At 71.2% G+C, this 20702-nt stretch carries 14 protein-coding genes; 6 read left to right on the forward strand and 8 right to left on the reverse strand.

Translation table 11 applies throughout. The annotated features are described in order from the left end of the window. Nucleotides 1-479: 479 nt before the first annotated feature. The 3 genes from GGE06_RS29790 to GGE06_RS43855 all read left to right on the forward strand — a co-directional run bounded on the left by GGE06_RS29790 (nucleotide 480) and on the right by GGE06_RS43855 (nucleotide 7459). On the forward strand, nucleotides 480-3860 hold the full coding sequence (locus GGE06_RS29790; protein WP_184932294.1) for a VCBS repeat-containing protein: 3381 nt from the start codon (nucleotides 480-482) through the stop codon (nucleotides 3858-3860). Nucleotides 3861-4017: 157 nt separating this feature from the next. Further along, nucleotides 4018-5748 (forward strand): FG-GAP repeat domain-containing protein, encoded by a 1731-nt coding sequence (locus GGE06_RS29795; RefSeq protein ID WP_184932295.1) that lies wholly within the window; start codon nucleotides 4018-4020, stop codon nucleotides 5746-5748. 730 nt (nucleotides 5749-6478) lie between these two features. Continuing rightward, the gene (locus GGE06_RS43855) at nucleotides 6479-7459 is read left to right on the forward strand and encodes an excalibur calcium-binding domain-containing protein (RefSeq protein WP_312883354.1); all 981 of its coding nucleotides are present in this window, start codon (nucleotides 6479-6481) and stop codon (nucleotides 7457-7459) included. 9 nt (nucleotides 7460-7468) lie between these two features. Here GGE06_RS43855 and GGE06_RS29805 read toward each other — a convergent pair whose 3' ends face one another. The 3 genes from GGE06_RS29805 to GGE06_RS29815 all read right to left on the reverse strand — a co-directional run bounded on the left by GGE06_RS29805 (nucleotide 7469) and on the right by GGE06_RS29815 (nucleotide 10690). Further along, nucleotides 7469-9022, reverse strand: coding sequence for an MFS transporter (locus tag GGE06_RS29805; RefSeq protein WP_184932296.1), 1554 nt, complete (start codon nucleotides 9020-9022; stop codon nucleotides 7469-7471). A 91-nt stretch (nucleotides 9023-9113) separates the two neighbouring features. Then, nucleotides 9114-9527 (reverse strand): RidA family protein, encoded by a 414-nt coding sequence (locus GGE06_RS29810; RefSeq protein WP_116165261.1) that lies wholly within the window; start codon nucleotides 9525-9527, stop codon nucleotides 9114-9116. Continuing rightward, nucleotides 9524-10690 carry an acyl-CoA dehydrogenase family protein gene (locus tag GGE06_RS29815; RefSeq protein ID WP_116158329.1) on the reverse strand — a complete coding sequence of 389 codons (1167 nt, stop codon included), beginning with the start codon at nucleotides 10688-10690 and terminating at the stop codon, nucleotides 9524-9526. The genes GGE06_RS29810 and GGE06_RS29815 overlap by 4 nt, the downstream gene beginning before the upstream one ends. Before the next feature lie 450 nt (nucleotides 10691-11140). Here GGE06_RS29815 and GGE06_RS29825 point away from each other — a divergent pair, with 450 nt between their 5' ends. Both GGE06_RS29825 and GGE06_RS29830 read left to right on the forward strand, forming a co-directional pair. Further along, nucleotides 11141-12763: an AMP-binding protein gene (locus GGE06_RS29825; RefSeq protein ID WP_184932297.1), complete on the forward strand. Its 1623-nt coding sequence runs from the start codon at nucleotides 11141-11143 to the stop codon at nucleotides 12761-12763. Nucleotides 12764-12786: 23 nt separating this feature from the next. After that, nucleotides 12787-13608 (forward strand): PaaX family transcriptional regulator, encoded by an 822-nt coding sequence (locus GGE06_RS29830; RefSeq protein WP_116158331.1) that lies wholly within the window; start codon nucleotides 12787-12789, stop codon nucleotides 13606-13608. Here GGE06_RS29830 and GGE06_RS29835 read toward each other — a convergent pair whose 3' ends face one another. The 3 genes from GGE06_RS29835 to GGE06_RS29845 form a co-directional block, all read right to left on the reverse strand. After that, nucleotides 13609-14085, reverse strand: a complete 477-nt coding sequence (locus tag GGE06_RS29835) for an anthrone oxygenase family protein (RefSeq protein ID WP_116158332.1) — start codon at nucleotides 14083-14085, stop codon at nucleotides 13609-13611. A 76-nt stretch (nucleotides 14086-14161) separates the two neighbouring features. Beyond that, nucleotides 14162-16396: a bifunctional salicylyl-CoA 5-hydroxylase/oxidoreductase gene (locus GGE06_RS29840; protein WP_184932386.1), complete on the reverse strand. Its 2235-nt coding sequence runs from the start codon at nucleotides 16394-16396 to the stop codon at nucleotides 14162-14164. Nucleotides 16397-16656: 260 nt separating this feature from the next. After that, nucleotides 16657-17484, reverse strand: coding sequence for an enoyl-CoA hydratase family protein (locus GGE06_RS29845; RefSeq protein WP_116158333.1), 828 nt, complete (start codon nucleotides 17482-17484; stop codon nucleotides 16657-16659). A gap of 291 nt (nucleotides 17485-17775) precedes the next feature. On the opposite strand from GGE06_RS29845, the gene GGE06_RS29850 reads away from it, so the two are divergent. Continuing rightward, complete coding sequence (locus GGE06_RS29850) at nucleotides 17776-18243, forward strand: ATP-binding protein (RefSeq protein ID WP_116158334.1); 468 nt, start codon at nucleotides 17776-17778, stop codon at nucleotides 18241-18243. A 72-nt stretch (nucleotides 18244-18315) separates the two neighbouring features. On the opposite strand, the gene argF is transcribed toward GGE06_RS29850, so the two are convergent. Further along, a complete protein-coding gene (argF, locus tag GGE06_RS29855) occupies nucleotides 18316-19317 on the reverse strand; it encodes an ornithine carbamoyltransferase (protein WP_184932298.1) in 1002 nt (333 codons plus the stop codon). A 105-nt stretch (nucleotides 19318-19422) separates the two neighbouring features. Continuing rightward, nucleotides 19423-20655, reverse strand: coding sequence for an arginine deiminase (locus GGE06_RS29860; RefSeq protein WP_116158336.1), 1233 nt, complete (start codon nucleotides 20653-20655; stop codon nucleotides 19423-19425). Nucleotides 20656-20702: the final 47 nt, after the last annotated feature.

Below are 20702 nucleotides of genomic sequence, written 5' to 3' on the forward strand. Positions count from 1 at the left end.
GTTCTCGCTTGCCTCGCCGCTCGCCTTTCCAGGCGCCCATAAATAGGCATGGCAAAGCCATGGCGGAACAACATTGAAATACCCACCCCGATAGAGAACATGAAAGTTCGATGATCTCTCGCATCCAACACCGCAGTATGCACACTTGGCAAGCACAAATGCGAAGCCAGATTCCGAATAAGCGGCCGCCGCCGCCCAACCCCCCGACGACCCCCTGCAAGCGTGACCAACCGTCTAACCAGGCCTTTTGTGTTCCATCAAGGGACAAAAGGCGCTTATTTCCAGGCAGGCGAGATCCGGACGCATTGATTCCGCTTGTGGCGTTCTCTTCACACAAGAAACTTGCTTCGAGTCAGGCGAAAGAGGCGCCCGGTGCACTGTGGCGTCTGCGCGCGGGATAGAGTCCGGCGCCAGGAGAGACAGGATTTGCTTTCTTGCCCGCAAAGAGAGCCGTGCCCTCCGGAAAGGCATCACAGAACATGAGCACCACCAGATCCAGACGCGGCCGCAGGTCAATCGCTCTGGCAATAGCCGCCTCGATGGCGTGGCCCGTCTCGGCGGCCGTGGCCCTGCCCGAGACCTCCACGACCGTGAACACCGCGGGTGAAACTGCGGGCGAGACCACGGCGCCGGAAGCCGAGTTCGAGAAGACGGCCTTCGCTACGGCCGCTCGGACGGGTCAGCGTGTGGAGATCATCGACCGTCGCGAGGAGACGGCCGAGTTCTTCGCCAACCCCGACGGCAGCACTACCCGCCGCTCCTACGCCACTCCGAAGTGGACACGGTTCGATGGCCATTGGCGTCAGACCGATACGAAGCTCATCAAGAAGTCCGACGGATCGATCGCACCGACTGCCCCGGCCTTCTCCATCGCCTTCTCAGGCGGCGGCTCCCAGCCGCTGGCCACGATGGTCAAGCACGGCAAGAAGCTCGCCCTGTCCTGGCCAGGCCCTCTGCCCGAGCCGGTCATCAACGGCGACACCGTGACGTACCGCTCCGTGCTTCCCGGCGTGGATCTGAAGCTCATGGCCGAAGTCGACGGCTTCGCCCAGCACTTGGTCGTCAACACCCCCGAAGCCGCAGCCAATCCAGCCCTGCGCAGCATCGAACTCGGCCTCCAGACTGACGGAGTCACCCTCACCGAGACCGCCGACCACAAGCTCCTGGCCAAGGATGAAGCCGGCGAGACCGTCTTCAGTGCACCGGCGCCCAAGATGTGGGAGCAGCCGGCGGCTGCACCCGAGGAGCAGCAGCCAGCCGCGGCTGGGATGTCGGCGATGATGGCTTCTGCCGAGGCTTCGGAGTCCGAGACCCCCAGCAGCGCCCCTGTCTCCGCGGACGTGAGTGGCAACACTCTCACGCTGGCTCCGGACCCTGGCCTTCTCGCCACGGCGGACCAGTTCCCGCTGATCATCGATCCGCGCTTCAGCGGTGGGTCCCGTGAGAAGTGGGCGGTGGTGTACTCGGCGACGCCGAGCGCCGCCTACCCCAACGGCACCGGCTGGAACTCCTCCACGCCCGCCGATGAGCCGCGGGTCGGCTTCAACGGGACCGGCGACACCCGCTCGTTCTTTGCCATGGACACCAACGGCCTGCAGGGCGCCACCATCACCGGCGCCAGGTTCGCTGTCATCGAGACCCACACGTGGTCCTGCACCCCTAGCGTCGCCGGGCCGACGGAGCTGTGGTCCGCAAAGGACATCACCACCACCCCGACCTGGAACTCCCAGGGAAGCTACTGGGGCAGCAAGCTGGACTCCGGCTCCTTCGCCGGCGGCAACGACACCTACTGCCCCGGCGACCTCGGCCACGACTTCAGCAGTGCCGCGCTGACCACCTACGTGCAGCAGGCGGCCAACAACAGCTGGGACCCCCTCGCCTTCGGGCTGCGTGTCCCGGACAGCTACCTCGGTGACGTGAACAGCTTCAAGCGTTTCCGCAACAACCCGGTCCTCGAGGTCGACTACAACTTCAAGCCCACCGTGGACGCCTCGGCCGCATACGAGGGCTCCTGGGTTCCCTCGGGTGACGGCAACAAGCCCGTGCCCTGTGGCACTGCCATCGGCAACAGTGGCATCGCCCTCACCGCCAAGGTCACCGACCGCGACGGCGGCCAGGTCAAGGCCGTCTTCGTCGTCAAGAACTCCAACGGTACGGTGATCTCCTTCTCGCCGAACGTGAACTATCAATGGGTGACGAGTGGCAAGCAGGCGTCTGCGACCATGCCCTCCAAGAACCTTGTCAACGGCACGTACACGTGGAGTGTGTACGCGGTCGACGGCGAAGGTCCTGACAGCGCCCCGACCGCTACTTGTTCCTTCACGGTCGATTCTTACTTCCCCAAGATCCCGGTAGCCGTCCTCAACACCGACGGCAGTGCCGCCGACGAAGACGGCACTACCAAGAACCTCGACGGCAGCACTCGGCCCAGGGACCTGTACCCGGCCCGCAAGCCGGTCACGCTCCGCCTCACCCACCCCACAGCCGACGTGGTCGGCTACTGCTGGTCCGACCACTACGTCTCGGTCGACAACGGGCGTTGCTCCAACGGTACGTGGGTGAACGCCGGCACGGACGCGAACAACACCGCCACCATCACCTTCACCCCCGCGACCTACCCGTACAGCACCCTCTACGCCGTGGCTTACGACGCCGCCGACAACCACTCCCCTGTCGACGGTGGTTACGAGGAGAAGCAGCTCTCCACCACCAAGTCCGAGATGGTCTACGAGCCCGGCATCAACCCCACCACGCTGGGCGCCTACCCCCACGACCGCCGTGGAGACCTCAACGGAGACGGATACGCCGACTTCGTCGCCACCGACACCGACGGCAAACTGTCCCTCTACGCGGGCAACGGAACCCTCGGAACCCCGGCGGCAGGAAAGATCGTCGGCACCGGCGGCTGGAGCGGATCGCTCATCGCCCACGGCGGTGACCTCCAGAGCCTCATCAATTCCAACGAGGGCCCAGACGGCTACGAGGACTTTGTCGTCCGTCTCCTCCTGAAGGATGATGACGGCAAGTACAGGTACCACCTCTTTGTGTACCCGGGCAACGGAATGGGCTCCCCCTGGGTCTACGCCCGCCAGGAGATCGCCCACTCGACTCAAGATGACTGGCTCGGCCTGCGCCAGATCGTGCTGCCCGGCAACATCGACGGCAAGCCCGGAAACGACCTCATCACCGTCGAATGCCTCTGGGACGACTCCGACAAGCGCACGAACTGCGTCAACGCCGAGCTCCTGCTCTACAGCGGCAAAGCCGCCGCCGATGGCTCTCAGGACCAGACCGGGCCCTTCAGCGCAGAGCCGACCACTCTCGGCACCGGTGGGTGGAGAGACTTCACCAACCTTGCCGTAGATGACATCAACGGCGACGGTGTCGGCGACCTCGTCGGCCGCGAGCCCGCCACCGGCAAGCTGTGGCTCTACCCGGGCAAGCTCACCGGCACCTGCCCCGGCTGCACTCTCTCCTTCCCCTTCGCGGACAGGAAGGAATACGGCAGCGGCGGCTGGACCCAGCGCCCCTACCTCACCTCACCGGGCAACATCCAGGGAACCGTCAATGATGCCGAGTTCCTGTACAAGGAACCTGACGCCGGCCCAGACTCACCGGGCACGCTATACAAATTCAAGCAGTTCACACCCACTGTCGGCCAAGAGCAGGGCGACATCTGGGCCACAACACCCGCCGACCCCGACACTCCCGTCGAGTACATCGACGGGTCGGGCAACTTGACCAGCAGGCTCTGCCCGACCGGCTGCCTGCTCACCTACCCCGGCGGTTCCACGTGGCACGGAACACCTCGCCTTGCCGGCACCGCCGGCTGGGCCACCGTCATCACCGGCATCTTCTAGCCGACTGCTGATCAACCAGCAGCCCTGTCAAGGCGGGCCGCTCCCGAAGGGGACGGCTCGCCCTGCCTCTGTGGCCGGCCCGTCATTCCAGCTGTCGGCACAGGGGTCTTGCGCTGCAAGAATCCTCTTCCTCACATCACCACACACAGAAGGATCCATGAACCAAGCAGCACGCCGTATAGCAGCCTTCAGCGCCGCCACCGGTCTCCTCACCGTGGCGACACTCGCAAACTCCGGCACAGCCATAGCCGAGGACAACGTCCTGAGACTGTCCGCGCACGACCAGGTCGCGGCTCCCGGTACCGCGCCCCGCCTCTCGCCTCAGGTGGAGTCCGGCACCCCCGGCGGCAAGACCGTGATCGCCTTCTCCACCAAGCCGCTGACCGGACCGGCCGGTGACGGAGCGGGAGTCCCGAAGGGATTCACCACGCAGGCCAACGACTGCACGGAGGTCGCCGGTCTCGTCGCCGTGTACGTGTGCGGACCCTCCGGCCTGCGCCCCGGCTTCGTCGTACCCAAGGACACGCCGGACACCGCGGTCCACTGGGGCTTCGCCTATGTTCCCGTGGGCGGCGACCTGGCAGCCGGCATCGAGACCGCCCGCACCGCCGGCGCGACACCGGCCGACGCCACCCACGGCAGCGCGAAGGTGGTCGTCAAGACCGCCGCGTCCGCCGCCCTGAACACCATGGCCTTCGACCTGCCTGACGTCCCCTCCGGCGGAACGGTGCGCCAGCAGCTCCGGGTCCACGCCAACGACGCCGGAAACCTGACCCTCCGGTTCCGACCGGCCGACGGGTACCTCTGGCGCCAGCCGGGCGACATCCACATCGGCGGGCTCACCACAGAGGCCGGAGCCACCTGCACCCAGCCCTCCACCACGCTCCTGAGCTCTTCGGTGAACTTCGACTGCCGCCTCGAGCCCGGCGACCACACCATCGGCTACGAACTCACCACGCTCGCAGGCACGTACATGGCGAAACTCGAGGCCCTCACCAGGTACGACATCTACGACTTCCGCACCCAGTACTCCGACGTCCGCCAGACAAGCGCCCCCTTCACCGCGCTGGGCAAGCCCGTCCTTCCCCGCCACGGCCTCCTGGCCCGCGACACCACCGGAACCCTGTTCCAGTACCACGGCACCGGCAAGGCGGCCTCGGTGCTCGCGTCCCGAGATCAGGTCGGTACCGGCTGGCAGACGTACAACACGCTCACAGAACTCTCCCCACTGACGGAGTTCCCCGTCCACTACGGCTACGTCAAGCCGTCGGCCGCCACCCGGGGACACGGCGACCTCGTCGCCCGCGACGCTTCCGGCACCCTCTGGTACTACGACCGCCAGGACGACTACAACGGCCCCTTCGCGCCCCGCGTCCAGGTCGGCGGTGGCTGGGGCGTCTACGACCGGATCGCCGGTGCCGGGGACCTCGACCGGGACGGGTACGTGGACCTGCTCGCGCGGGACAAGGCCGGGGTGCTGTGGCTGTACGAGGGCACCGGCAACTTCACCGGGGCGCGGTTCAAGACGCGGGTGCGGGTCGGCGGTGGCTGGGGTGTGTACGACCAGCTCGCCGGTGGCGCCGATGTGACCGGTGACGGGCGGGCCGATCTGCTGGCGCGGGACAAGGCCGGGGTGTTGTGGCTGTACCGGGGTACGGGCAGCGGCACGGCTCCGTATGCCGCGCGGGTGCGGGTCGGTGGCGGCTGGGGTGTGTACGACCAGCTCGTCGTCGCCGGGGACCTCACCGACGACGGCAGGGCGGACGCGGTGGCCCGCGACAGGGCCGGGGTCCTGTGGCTGTACCCGGGCACCGGCAACGCGGCCGCGCCGTTCGCCACGCGGACCAGGATCGGCGGCGGCTGGAACACGTATGGCCACATCTTCTAAGGGACTTCACGCCCAGAGCGAGTCACGACCGCTCTGGGGCTCACCTCGAAGACACCCCGCGAATGTTTCAGAGGGCGGTTTGTAGGCCTTTGATGAGTCCTGTCGTCGCCTGATGGTGTGGGTACGACCGGAATCCACCTATCCTCAGGCGCTGACCTGCTAGCGCGATGAAGCGGGTGAACGCGAGCCGCTGTGGGCCTTCGCAGCGACATCGACCTCGCCTCACTCGCCACCGCGGCCGACTCTCTGACCGGTGAGGACACCGTCTACGGCACCGCCGGATGGTCGGCAGCCCCAGATGCCCTTCATCACCGGAACCCCCAACGTCGACCACGACACCGACAGCACGCCCGACATCTGTGCCATGGCAGTTGACGGAACCCTTCTGCTTCTAGAGGGGACGATCCGAACCACGGTCGTCTCCCCTTCCCCTCCACTTCAGCACCGGTCGTGCCCCCCTCGCAAGACAAGCAAGGCTGCATCACCTGGACATGGGGCTCCTCTGGGACTTTCCTGGGACTTCCGATCGCATCAGCTGGCACTAATCTGAAAGATAGGAAAGGGCATCTGCCCAGCTCAGCAGCCCTTTGCAATCAATCAGTGCAGGTCGCAGCGCCATCGAGTCTTTTCCGGGACATCTAGGACCCGAGCAGGGCCCCGGTCCGGAGGAATCCGGAAGAGGCCCGCGAACCCCCGCGCCCGGCGCGGGGGTTCTGTCTACGATCCCGGCGTGGACTCGTACGCGTATGCACCGCCGCCGCCTCCGTCGCCGCCCCGAGGAGCCGATCGGCGGTGGTGGCAGCATCCGGGGCTCGTCGTCGTCGCGCTGGTCGTGCTGCCGCCCGTCGGGATCGGGCTCGCGTGGCTGAGTCCCTGGGACCGGAAGCGGAAGATCCTCGCCAGTGTGCTCGCGGCCGTGTGGTTCGCGCTGCCCTTCCTCAGGGGGGATCCGCCGGAGGAGGGGAAGGCGGGGCGGGGCGATGCCCGGCCGCCCGCGGCTTCCGTCAGTGCCTCCGCCTCCGCCACGCCCTCGCCCGCCGGGCCTCCCGCGCTCGTCGGGAAGGGGCTCAAGGAGGCGCAGGAGGTCGCCTCCGCCGCCGGGTACTCCGTCGTGTCGCACGATGCCTCCGAGCAGGACGCCCGGCAGTGGGACGCGGGTGAGTGGGCCGTGTGCTTCCAGACCTCGGCGGGGCAGCGGGACGGTGGCCGGCCCGTGCTGGATCTCGGTGTGGTGCGGGACGGGGCGCCTTGCCCCGCCGCCGACGGGGAGAAGATCCCCTGGCCCGCGATGCCCTCCGTCACCGGAGTGACCCTCGCTCGGGCCGGTGAGCTGCTGAAGCCCGTCGGGGTCAAGAAGGTCGACGTGGAGAGCGCGTACTCCGATGTGGCGCTGCCCGGCGACGACGGCCCGTGGAAGGTCTGCTTCCAGGACCCCGCTCCGGGCGGGGAGATCGAGAATCCGCAGTACGCGACCGTCTATCTGAAGGTCGCTCCGCCCGGTGCCGCCTGTCCCGAGCGGCCGTACGCCCCGTTGCATCCCGAGCCGGCGACGACCGCTCCCGAGCGCACGCCGGGTTCCGGCGGGGGCGGCGTCTACTTCGCCGACTGCGACGCGGCCCGGGCGGCCGGGGCCGCGCCCCTCCGGCGCGGCGAGCCCGGCTACCGCTCCGGGCTCGACCGCGACCGCGACGGGATCGCCTGCGACACGTAGGCAGGAGGCTCAGCCGGCCCCGGGCATCACGCCGCCGCCCTTGAGGCGTTCGAGGTCGGACTCGCGGACCTGGATCACGAACAGGGCGACCAGGGCCCCGACGACGGCGAAGATCGCCGCCGTCACGAATCCCGCGGAGACGCCGGAGGCCAGGACCTGGTCGCCCCAGGGGGGCGGGAGCTGGCCCGTCTTGGCGAACTGGGCCTTCTCCAGCGGGCCGGCCTGCGAGAGGAAGGCGGGGACCTGCGTGTCCGCCTCGTTGCGGCTGGCCGTGCCGAAGACGGTCACCAGGATCGAGAGGCCGAGCGAACCGCCCACCTGCTGCATGGCGTTGAGCAGGCCGGAAGCGGCGCCGGACTCCTGCTGCGGGACGTTCGACAGCGCCATGATGGTCAGCGAGACGAACATCAGGCCCATGCCGAGGCCGAAGATGAGGATCGGTCCCAGGATGCTGCCGAGATAGGTGGAGTCCACGTCGGTGAGCGTCAGCCAGGACAGGCCGACCGCGGTGAGCAGCGAGCCCGTCACCATGAAGGGTTTCGGACCGAACCTGGGCAGCAGGTTGGACGTGAAGCCCGCTCCGACCGCGATGATCGCGCTCACCGGCAGGAACGCGAGACCCGTCGTCAACGGGCTGAATCCCAGCACCTGCTGCACGAACAGGGTGAGGAAGAAGAACATCCCGAAGATGGCCGCCGCCAGGCAGAGCATGATGACGTAGGTGCCCGAGCGGTTGCGGTCGGCGAACATGTGCAGCGGTGTGATGGGCTGCTGGGAGCGCCGCTCGATCAGGATGAACGTGGCCAGGAGGATGATCGCGGCCACGAACGAGCCGATCGTGTAGGGATCGGACCAGCCCTCCTGCGCGGCCCGGATGAATCCGTACACCAGCGCCACCATGCCGAGCGTCGCCGTCACCGCGCCGGCGAGGTCGAAGTGGCCGGGGTGCCGCTCGGACTCCTTGACGTGACGCGGGGTGAGGACCGCGATCACGATGGCGATCGGCACGTTCACGAAGAAGATCCAGCGCCAGTCGAGCCACTGGACGAGCATGCCTCCGGCCACCAGGCCGATCGCGCCGCCGCCGGCCGAGACGCCGGCGAAGACGCCGAAGGCCCGGTTGCGTTCCGGGCCTTCGTCGAACGTGGTGGTGATGAGGGAGAGCGAGGTCGGCGAGGCGATCGCGCCGCCGACGCCCTGGAGCGAACGGGCCGCGAGGAGTTGCCACTCGCTCTGCGCGAGTCCGCAGAGCAGGGAGGCGAGTCCGAAGAGCAGCACGCCGGCCATGAACACGCGCCGTCGGCCCAGGATGTCGCCGGTGCGCCCGCCGAGGAGCAGCAGGCCGCCGAAGGTGAGGGTGTAGGCGTTGACGACCCAGGACAGGCTGGTCGTGGAGAAGTCCAGCGCGCTCTGGATGTGCGGGAGCGCGATGTTCACGATCGTGATGTCGAGGACGACCATCAGCTGACAGGAGGCGATCACGAACAGGGCGATGCCCTTGCCGTCACCGCCCTTCTTCGGGGCGACGGTCTGTGCCGGTGTCGTCGGCTTGGGTGTACTCATTGGGCGCCTCGGGCCTCGCCTGGTGAGTGAGCCGTGGGCCGGTCAGTCCACCTTTCGACACTAAGCCCGGCCCGGGCGGTCGACCAGTTGATCAAGCGTGCGCGGGTTCCTCCAGGACCGCGAAGCCGTCGAGTTCCACCAGGGCCTGCTCGTCCCAGAGGCGTACGACTCCGATGACGGCCATCGCCGGGTAGTCACGGCCCGCCAACCGGCGCCAGATGCGGCCCAGTTCGTGTGCCTGCTCGCGGTAGCCGGGGACGTCCGTGGTGTAGACGGTGACGCGGGCGAGGTCGGCGGGGGTGCCGCCGGCGTGCCGCAGGGCGGTGAGCAGATTGCCGAGGGCGGTGGCGAACTGCTCGGTGAGGTCCTCCCCCACGACCTTGCCCTCGGTGTCGAGCGCGGTCTGTCCGGCGAGGAAGACGAGCCGGGTGCCGGTGGCGGTGACGGCGTGCGAGAAGCCGGTGGGCGGGGAGAGTTCGGCGGGGTTGTGGCGGTGCAGGCTCATGGGGTCGGCTCCTCGGTCTTCGGCTCCTCGATGGACGTCGCGGTCGGCACCTTCGCGTACAGCTCCTTCGCGATGATCGTGCGCTGCACCTCCGTCGCGCCCTCGTAGATCCGGGGCGCGCGGACCTCCCGGTAGAGGTGCTCCAGGAGGTGGCCGCGCTGGAGGGCGAGGGCGCCGTGCAGCTGGACGGCGGCGTCGACGACGTACTGGGCGGTCTCGGTGGCGAGGAGCTTGGCCATGGCCGAGCGCCGGGGGACGTCCGGGTCGCCCTCGTCGTACGCGACGGCCGCCGCGTACACGAGGAGGCGGGCGGCCTCGGTGCGGGTGGCCATCTCGGCGACGCGGTGCGAGACGGCCTGGAGGTCGGCGAGGACGCCCCCGAAGGCGGGGCGGGCGGCGGTGTGGGCGAGGGCCGCGTCGAGGGCGGCCTGCGCCATCCCGACGGCGAAGGCGCCGACGCTGGGGCGGAAGAGGTTGAGGGTGTTCATGGCGACGCGGAAGCCCTTGTCCGGTGCGCCGAGGAGGTCCTCGGGGCCGACGGGGACGCCGTCGAAGGTGAGGGTGCCGAGGGCGTGCGGGGCGAGCATGTCGAGCGGCTCGCCGCCGAGGCCCGGGCGGTCGGCGGGGACGAGGAAGGCGGTGACACCGCGGGCCCCCGCACCCCGGGTGGTGCGGGCGAAGACGGTGGCGAAGTCGGCCTCGGGGGCGTTGGAGATCCAGCGTTTCTCGCCGTGCAGCCGCCAGCCGCCGCGCCCGTCGGGGACGGCGTCGAGGGCGAGGGCGGCGGCGTCGGAGCCGGCGTCCGGCTCCGAGAGGGCGAAGGCGGCGACGGCGCGTCCTGCGGTGGCCTCGGGGAGCCAGCGGGCGCGCTGGGCGGGCGTGCCGAAGGCGGCGACGGGGTGGGTGCCGAGGCCCTGGAGGGCGAGGGCGGTCTCGGCCTCGGTGCAGGTCCGGGCGAGGGATTCGCGCAGGAGGCAGAGTTCGAGGGCGCCGGCCTCGAAGAGGCGGGCGAGCAGGCCGAGCTCGCCGAGGGCGGCGACGAGGGGGCGGTTCACCCGGCCGGGTTCGCCCTGGTCGGCGAGGGGCTTCAGGCGTTCGGCGGCGAGCGCGCTGAGCTCCGCACACCAGGTGGTCTGTGCCGGATCGAGCGAGAATGCGGGCATGTGGGCCCTCCCTGACGCCCTCCGGCGCCCGTGTGGCGGCGCCGTGCGGCGCCGTCGTCCGTGCACCGTCCGGCGCCGTGGTCCTGACGCCGCCCGGCGCTCTCCTCCGGGCTCCCTCCGGGGGCCCGGTCCCGACTCCTTCCCGCGCCTTCGCCCAGGCGCCCTCCGGTGCCTTCGTCCCGACTCCCTTCGACGCCCTGCTCCGGGCGCCCTCCGGTGCCTTCGTCCCGACGCCGTCCGACGCCCCGCTCCGGGCGGCGTCCGGCGCCCTGACCCCGGCGTCGCCCGACGCCCTGGGCCGAGCGCCGTTCGACGCCCTGCTCCGGGCGGCGTCCGGCGCTTTCGTCCCCGCGCCTCGCGGCACCTCTGTCGCGAACCGTTGACTGTCGTCACCAACACGATACGCTCGTGGAGCGATGGACGACCCCACCACGACAGGGGGACGGACTCATGGAGCTGACACCTACGGCCCACCTCGACACGTTCGCCCGGGACCGGCTGCCCCCGCCCGGCCACTGGCCCCGGCTCGTCTTCGACCTTCCCGAGCTCCTCTACCCCGACCGGCTCAACTGCGGCACGGAGCTCCTCGACCGCACGGTGGAGCGGTTCGGCGCCGACCGTCCCGCGTTCCTCGACGGCGAGGGCGGGGTCTGGAGCTACGGGGAGCTCCGCGAACGGGTGAACCGCATCGCGCACGTCCTCACCACCGACCTGCGGGTGCTGCCCGGCAACCGGGTCCTCCTGCGCGGCCCCACCACCCCCTGGCTCGCCGCCTGCTGGCTCGCCGTGATGAAGGCCGGCGGGGTCGCCGTCACCGTCCTGGCCCAGCAGCGCGCCCCCGAACTGGCCGTGATGGCCGAAGCGGCCCAGTGCACCCACGCGCTCTGCGACGACCGCGTGCTCGACGAGCTGCTCGCGGCCCGGATACCCGGGCTCCGGGTCACCCCCTTCGGCGGGGACGGCCCGGACGACCTGCTGACCCTCGCCGAACGGCACTCGGAGCCGTACGAGGCGGTGGCGACCGCCGCCGACGACGTGGCCCTGATCGCCTTCACCTCCGGCACGACCGGGCGGCCCAAGGGCTGCGTCCACTTCCACCGGGACGTCCTGGCCGTCGCCGACACCTTCTCCGCGCACGTCCTGCGCCCGCTGCCCGACGACGTCTTCGCCGGTTCGCCGCCGCTCGCCTTCACCTTCGGCCTCGGCGGGCTCGTCGTCTTCCCCCTGCGGGCCGGGGCGAGCGCGGTCCTCCTCGAACAGGCCGGACCCAAGCAGCTCCTCGCGGCGATCGAGCGGCACCGCGTGTCGGTGCTCTTCACCGCCCCCACGGCCTACCGGGTGATGCTCGACGAGCTGACCCTGGGCACCGCTCCGGAGGTCTCCTCGCTGCGCCGCTGCGTCTCGGCCGGCGAGAACCTGCCGGAGGCGACCTGGACGGCCTGGTACGCGCGGACCGGACTCCGCCTGATCAACGGCATCGGGGCGACGGAGCTGCTGCACATCTTCATCTCCGCCGCCGACGGCGACATACGCCCCGGCAGGACCGGCCGCCCGGTGCCCGGCTGGCAGGCCAGGATCGTCGACCGCGACGGCAACGCCGTCCCGGACGGCGAGGAGGGCCTGCTCGCGGTGCGCGGCCCGGTGGGCTGCCGCTATCTGGCCGACCCCCGCCAGGCGGAGTACGTACGGAACGGCTGGAACGTCACGGGCGACACGTACGTCCGCGAACCCGACGGCTGGTTCCGCTACGTCTCACGGGCCGACGACATGATCATCTCCGCCGGCTACAACATCGCCGGACCCCAGGTCGAGGAGGTGCTCCTCGACCACCCCGACGTCGTGGAGACGGCCGTGGTGGGCCGCCCGGACGAGCTGCGCGGCCAGGTCGTCGTGGCCTACACGGTGGTACGGGACGGGGTGCCGCGCGACGCCGGGACCGCCGCCGCCCTGCGGGCCTTCGTCCGCGCCCGCATCGCCCCGTACAAATCTCCCCGGGAGATCGTCTTCCTCGACGCGCTGCCGCGCACGGCGACGGGCAAGCTCCAGCGCTTCCTGCTCCGGAACCCGGCGTGACCGAAGGGCTTTAGAGTGATCACGTGGCCGAGCAGCACACCCCCCGATCCCTGATCGTCTCCTTCTACGGCGCCTACGGCCGTGCGCCCGACGAGTCGCCGGTGCCGGTGGCGGCGCTCATCAGGCTGCTCGGCGTGCTCGGCGTCGACGCGCCCTCGGTGCGTTCCTCGGTGTCGCGGCTGAAGCGGCGCGGGCTGCTGCTGCCCGGCCGGACGGCGGGCGGTGCCGCCGGGTACGCCCTCTCGGAGGACGCCCGGCGGCTCCTGGACGACGGCGACCGCCGGATCTACGCCCGTACGGAGCCGAAGCTGTCCGAGGGCTGGGTCCTCGCCGTCTTCTCCGTGCCCGAGGCCGAGCGGCACAAGCGGCACCTGCTGCGCTCCCGGCTCGCCCGCCTCGGCTTCGGCTCGGCCGCCCCGGGCGTTTGGATCGCGCCCGCCCGGCTCTACGAGGAGACCCGGAACGCCCTGGAGCGCCTGGAGCTCTCCCCGTACGTGGACCTCTTCCGCGGCGACCACCTGGGGTACGCGGCGACCGCCGAGGCGGTGGCCCGCTGGTGGGACCTGCCGGCAATCGCCGGGCTCCACGAGGAGTTCCTGGCGGCCCACGAGCCGGTCCTGCGGGCCTGGCGGTCGGCCCCGGCGGATGCCGAGGACGCCTACCGGGACTACCTCCTCGCCCTGGACTCCTGGCGCCGGCTGCCGTACGCGGACCCGGTGCTCCCGGCGGAGCTCCTGCCGGACGACTGGCCGGGCCGCCGCTCGGCGGAGGTCTTCACGGCCCTGCACGAACTGCTGCGGGACCGGGGCGCGGAGTACGTCGGCCCGTTCCTCTCGGGGGAGTAGCTACTTCCGTACGGCCAGGGCACGCAGCAGGCAGGCGAGCCCGGCCGTGCCGAGGACCGCGCGGACCAGGTTCCACGCCACCCACGGGGTCTCGAAGGCGGCGCGGGCGGCGGCGGGGTCCTTCGTCGCCGCGAGGGCGTCGTTGAGCGGGACGTTCGCCGCCGAGGTGACGACCAGGACCGCCAGGCCGAGGACGAACCCGGCGAGCGTCCAGATCCGGGCCCGGCCGGCGCGGTGCTGCCAGGCCGCGACCGCCGTGAGGACCGGCACCCCGAAGAACGGGGTGAAGAACACCGGGTTCTGGATCACGTCGTTGATGTTCCGCATCACCTCCACGTAGACCCGGTCGTCGCTGCGCGCCAGCGCCGGCATCACCGAGCAGACGTACGCGAACCACACCCCCGCGACCAGTCCGGTCGCCACCGTCGCCGCGCCGAGGACCGCCCCGGCACCCTTCCCGCCCCTGTTTTCCGTCATGCCCTCATTCAAGGGCGGGGGCGGTGCGCGGACCATGGCCTCGCGTCGCACCCGCATGCGCGAGCGTCCAGCGCCGTCAGTCCCGGCGGCCGGTCGGCGGGCGGCGGCTGCCCGCGCGGTACGGGGCGGGCCAGGGGGCGGCCGGGCCCTGGTACTCCTGCTCGGCCGCCGCGTGCAGGGTCCAGTGCGGGTCGTAGAGGTGGGGTCGGGCGAGGGCGCAGAGGTCGGCGCGGCCCGCGAGGAGCAGGGAGTTGACGTCGTCCCAGGAGGAGATCGCGCCGACCGCGATCACCGGGACGCCGAGCTCGTTGCGGATGCGGTCGGCGTAGGGCGTCTGGTACGAGCGGCCGAAGGCGGGCTCCTCCTCGGGGACGACCTGGCCGGTGGAGACGTCGATGGCGTCGGCGCCGTAGTCCGCGAAGGCGCGGGCGATCGCGACGGCATCGGCGGCGGTCGTGCCGCCCTCGGCCCAGTCGGTGGCGGAGATGCGGACGGTCATGGGCCGGTCGGCCGGCCAGGCCTCCCGTACCGCGTCGAAGACCTCCAGGGGGTAGCGCAGCCGGGCGGTGAGGTCGCCGCCGTAGGCGTCGGTGCGGTGGTTGGTGAGCGGGGAGAGGAAGGAGGAGAGGAGGTAGCCGTGGGCGCAGTGCAGTTCGAGCAGGTCGAAGCCGCTGCGGGCGGCGCGGTGGGCGGCGGCGGTGAACTGCTCGCGTACGGCGGTCAGTCCGGCGCGGTCGAGGGCGGCCGGGGTCTGGTTGACGCCCGCCCGGTACGGGAGGGGCGAGGCGGCGACGAGGGGCCAGTTCCCGTCGGGGAGGGGCTGGTCGATGCCCTCCCACATGCGGCGGGTGGAGCCCTTGCGGCCGGAGTGGCCGAGCTGGACGCCGAGCGCGGTGCCGGGCGACTGCGTATGGACGAAGTCGGCTATGCGGGACCAGGCCTCGGCCTGCCCGTCCGTCCAGAGGCCGGCGCAGCCCGGGGTGATGCGGCCCTCGGGGCTCACGCAGACCATCTCGGTCATGACGAGTCCGGCGCCGCCGAGGGCCCTGGAGCCGAGGTGGACGAGGTGGAAGTCGCCGGGGACGCCGTCCTCGGCGACGTACAGGTCCATGGGTGAGACGACGACCCTGTTGCGGAGGGTCAGTCCGCGCAGCCGGAACGGGGTGAACATCGGCGGGGTGCCGGGCGGGCAGCCGAAGTCCGCCTCGACGGCGGCGGTGAACGCCGGGTCGCGCAGGCGCAGGTTGGCGTGGGTGACGCGGCGGCTGCGGGTGAGCAGGTCGAAGGCGAAGCGGCGGGGCGGCCGGTCGACGTGCCCGGCGAGCTCCTCGAACCAGCGCAGGCTGGCGCCGGCCGCGCGCTGGGTGGACTCGACGACGGGACGGCGCTCCGTCTCGTACGCGGTGAGGGCCTCGTCGAGGTCCGGGTGGGCGGCGACGGCGGCGGCGAGGGCGACGGCGTCCTCGACGGCCAGTTTGGTGCCGGAGCCGATGGAGAAGTGCGCGGTGTGGGCGGCGTCGCCGATGAGCACGGTGTTGCCGTGCGACCAGCGGGCGTTGGCGACGGTACGGAAGGCGGTCCAGGTGGAGTTGTTCGCGCGGAGCTCCCGGCCGCCGAGCGCCTCGGCGAAGATCTTGGCGCAGCGGGCGGTGGACTCGGCCTCGTCGAGCTCGTGGAAGCCGGCGGCCCGCCAGACCTCCTCGCGCATCTCGACGATGACCGTGGAGGAGTCGGTGGAGTACGGGTAGGCGTGGAGCTGCATCACGCCGTACTCGGTCTCGGCGATCTCGAAGCGGAAGGCCTCGAAGGGGAAGTCGGCGGCGAGCCAGATGTAGCGGCAGCGGTGGGTGGTGATCCGGGGGCGGAAGTGCGCGGCGTGGGTCTCGCGGGTGTGGCTGTGGACGCCGTCGGCGGCGATCACCAGGTCGTGGCCGCCGGCGAGGACGGCGGCGGGCGGGGCCTCGGTGCGGAACCGGAGCCGTACGCCGAGGTCGGCGCAGCGGGCGTGCAGGAGCTCCAGGAGCCGGCGGCGGCCGAGGGCGGCGAAGCCGTGGCCGGTGGAGGTGGTGCGGTGGCCCCGGTGGACGACGTCGATGTCGTCCCAGCGGACGAGCTCGCGGCGCAGCGCCTCGTACACGACGGGGTCGGCGTCCCGGATCCCGCCGAGGGTCTCGTCGGAGAGGACGACGCCGAACCCGAAGGTGTCGGAGGGCGCGTTCCGCTCCCAGACGGTGATCTCGCGGGCGGGGTCCTGGCGCTTGAGGAGCGCGGCGGCGTAGAGACCGCCGGGACCACCGCCTACGACGGCGATCCGGGCGGGGCGGGGGCCGGGGCCGGAATCGGAGCCGGGATCAGGGGCAGGGGCAGGGGCAGGGGCAGGGGCAGGGGCAGCGGCGTCCTCGGGCTTGGGGCCCGGGGCGGGGGCGCCTCCAGGCTTGAGGTCCGGGGCGGAGACGCGTCCGGGCCTGGGGCCCGGGGCGGGGGCGCCTCCAGGCTTGAGGTCCGGGGCGGCCGCGCGTCCGGGGGCCTGGGCCGGGTCTGCGGGGGCTCCCTGGTCCTGCCCCGGCACCGTCAGCACCCCCGCCACTTCGGGGGGCGTTTCTCGGTGAAGGCCGCGTGGAACTCGGCGTAGTCCTCGCCGTTCATCAGCAGCGCCTGCGTCGCCGCGTCCATTTCGACGGCCGCCGCGAGCGGCATGTCGAGCTCGGCGGTGAGCAGCGCCTTCGTCTGGGCGAGGGCGAGGGCCGGACCGTCCGCGAGGCGGCGGGCGAGGGCGGCCGCCCGCTCCCCCGCCGCGCCCTCCTCGGTGAGCTCGCTGAGGAGGCCGATGCGCTCGGCCTCGGCCGCGTGGACGGGCTCGCCCAGCATGAGCAGGCGGGTGGCGTGGCCGAGTCCGACGACCCGGGGCAGCAGATAGGCGGCGCCCATGTCGCCGCCGGAGAGCCCGACCCGGGTGAAGAGGAACGAGAAGCGGGTGGTGGGGTCGGCGATCCGGAAGTCGGCGGCGAGGGCGAGGACGGCCCCGGCGCCGGCGGCGACGCCGTGGAGCGCGGCGACGACGGGGAAGGGGCATTCGCGGATCGCGCGGACGACCTGGCCGGTCATCCGGTTGAAGTCGAGGAGCCGGGCGGTGTCGAGGGCGAGGGTGGCGCCGATGATCTCGTCGACGTCGCCGCCCGAGCAGAAGCCGCGGCCTTCGCCGCCGAGGACGAGGGCGCGGACGGCGCGCTCGCGGGAGAGCTCGGCGAGGAGGTCGCGCAGGTCGGCGTAGGCGCCGAAGGTGAGCGCATTGAGTTTCGCGGGGCGGGCGAGGGTGACGGTGGCGACGCCCTGGTCGATGTCGAGGCGCAGGTGCTGCCAGTGGGCCGTGCGGGGCGTGGAGCCGGTAAAGGGGCTCATCCGAGGGGCCTCCTTCCTCCGCAGGGAGGGTATCACCCTACTGTGACTGTCGTCACGAGTACGCGATAAGGCCGATAAGGACGGCGTGAATCCGGACCTCCCGAGGTCCCGGACGATCAGTGACCGAAGTCCCTGTCGCGGGGGTGGGGGTGCCCTGGGAAACGGATTTTGCACCTCGTAAGGTTGAAACCAGGACGTCTCGGGTTTCCCCACCCCGCCCCCACCCGCCCACTCGTCCCGCCCCACCTCCCGGTGAAGCGCCCACTCCTCGGTGAAGGGAGCCTGCCGCACATGCCCGAAGCCACCACCGGACCCGCCACCGCGTGGCGCGTCCGCCTGCCCCACACCACCGCCGCCGTGCCGATCGCCCGCGCCCTGGTCCGCAACGCGCTCACCGACCCCGCCCCCGGGGCCGGGGGCCGCCCCGACCGCGACACGGCGGAGCTCCTCACCGCCGAGCTCGTCGCCAACGCCGTCGAGCACACCGCCGGCGCCGGCCCCATCGAGCTGGTCGTCGAGCTGCTCTCGGCGCCCGGCGGCTGCCAGATCGAGGTCCACGACTCCCAGCCCGCCCGCCCCGACGAGCTCGTCTGCCCCGATCTGGAGACCGGGGTCGACCCCTGGCAGGAGAACGGCCGCGGCCTCTTCCTGATCCGGGCACTGAGCAGCGACTGCGGCCACCGCCCGACGGCGCAGGGCAAGGCGGTCTGGTTCACGCTGCCCGGGATACCGGAACAGCGGCGCCGGCGGGCGGGCTGACGGGACGAGACGGCCCCCGCGGGGGCCGTGGGGCCTGCGCGGGGGCCGGGGGAAGCCGTGGGCCCGTGCGGTCTACGCGCCCAGCGTCGCGACCAGGACCGCCTTGATCGTGTGCATCCGGTTCTCGGCCTCGTCGAAGACCACCGAGTGCGCCGACTCGAAGACCTCGTCCGAGACCTCCAGCTCGGTCAGGCCGTGCCGGGCGTGGATGTCACGGCCGACGGCCGTGCCCAGGTCGTGGAAGGCGGGCAGGCAGTGCAGGAACTTGACGTCCGGGTTGCCGGTGGCGCGCAGCACGTCCATCGTCACGGAGTACGGGGACAGCGCGGCGATCCGCTCGTCCCAGACCTCCTTGGGCTCGCCCATGGACACCCAGACGTCGGTGACGACGAAGTCCGCTCCGGCCACGCCCTGCGGCACGTCCTCGGTGAGCGTGATCGTGGCGCCGCTGGCCTCCCCGAGCTTGCGGGCCGCGGCGACGACCTCCTCGGCCGGCCAGTACGCCTCGGGGGCGACGATCCGGACGTCCATGCCGAGCAGGGCGCCGGTGACGAGGTAGGAGTTGCCCATGTTGAAGCGGGCGTCGCCGAGGTACGCGAAGGCGATCCCGTCGATCGGCTTGTCCACGTGCTCGGTCATGGTGAGCACGTCGGCCAGCATCTGGGTGGGGTGCCAGTCGTCGGTGAGGCCGTTGAAGACGGGCACGCCCGCGAAGGCGGCGAGCTCCTCGACCGCGGCCTGGCTGTCGCCCCGGTACTCGATGCCGTCGAACATCCGGCCGAGGACGCGGGCGGTGTCCTTGACCGACTCCTTGTGGCCGATCTGGGAGCCCGAGGGGTCGAGGTAGGTGGTGGAGGCGCCCTGGTCGGCGGCGGCGACCTCGAAGGCGCAGCGGGTGCGGGTCGAGGTCTTCTCGAAGATCAGGGCGATGTTCCTGCCGCGCAGCCGCTGCACCTCGGTGCCCGCCTTCTTGGCGGCCTTGAGCTCGGCGGCGAGCGCGATCAGGCCGCGGAACTCCTCGGCGGTGAAGTCCAGCTCCTTGAGGAAGTGGCGGCCGATGAGGTCTGTGGCCATGGGACGCGCTCCTGTGGGTACGGGTCGGGAGGACGGCGGTCGGGACTCCTGGAAGTGTATACGCACTTCAACATTTCTATACAGCCCCCTCCCCCGCCCCGCCGCTCAGGCGGCGTCCCGCTCCACCGGACAGCTCATGCAGCGCGGACCGCCCCTCCCCCGGCCCAGCTCGCTGCCGGGGATCTCGATCACCTCGATGCCCTGCTTGCGCAGGTGCGTGTTCGTCGTGACGTTCCGCTCGTACGCGACGACCACCCCCGGCTCCACGGCCAGCACGTTGCACCCGTCGTCCCACTGCTCGCGCTCCGCCGCGTGCACGTCCTGGGTCGCCGTGAGCACCCGGATGTCCTGGAGCCCGAGCGCCGCCGCGATGGCGCTGTGCATCTGCTCCGGCGGATGGTCGGTGACCCGCAGCGGCTGTCCCGCGTCGCCCGGCTCGATCGTGTACGAGCGGAGCATGCCGAGACCCGCGTACTGTGTGAACGTGTCCTGGTCGACCATCGTCATCACCGTGTCCAGGTGCATGAACGCCCGCCGCTTCGGCATGTCGAGCGCGACGATCGTGCGCGCCGAACCGGACGCGAACATCCTCCGCGCCAGCATCTCCACCGCCTGCGGCGTGGTCCGCTCGCTCATCCCGATCAGCACGGCGCCGTTGCCGATGACGAGGACGTCGCCGCCCTCGATCGTCGACGGATAGTCCGACTGCCCCTCCGACCAGTGGTGGAAGGAACCCGCCTCCGGGCCCGTGAACAGCGGGTGGTGCTTGTAGATCGCCTCGAAGTGCATCGTCTCGCGCTGCCGGGCCGGCCAGCGCATGGCGTTGATGGACACGCCGTCGTAGATCCAGGCCGAGGTGTCCCGGGTGAAGATGTGGTTCGGCAGCGGACCGAGGAGGAAGTCGTCCAGGTCCATGGCGTGAAAGCGGACCGACGTCGGCTCCCGGTGCGCCGCCAGGAACTCCCGCTTCGTCATCCCGCCGACCAGTGCCTCGACGAGCGCGGCGGAGTCCAGCGAGTCGAAGGCCGCGCGCAGGTGGTCGGCGGCGAGCGGCCCGTACTCCTTCTCGTGGAAGACCCGCTCCAGGACCAGCGCGCGGGCCGTCGGCACCTCCAGGGCCTCGCGCAGCAGGTCCCCGAAGAGGTGCACCTCCACCCCCCGGTCACGCAGCACGTCCGCGAAGCCGTCGTGCTCCTGCCGGGCCCGGCGCACCCACAGCACGTCGTCGAAGAGGAGGGCGTCCTTGTTGGACGGGGTGAGCCGCTTCAGCTCCAGATCGGGCCGGTGCAGGATGACGCGGCGCAGGCGCCCGGTCTCGGAATCGACATGGAATCCCATGCGCCCATCCTGACGGAGCCGGGCTCGCCCGGCCCGCCTTTCGACGT

This window comes from Streptomyces nymphaeiformis (assembly GCF_014203895.1).
GTDB lineage: Bacteria > Actinomycetota > Actinomycetes > Streptomycetales > Streptomycetaceae > Streptomyces > Streptomyces nymphaeiformis.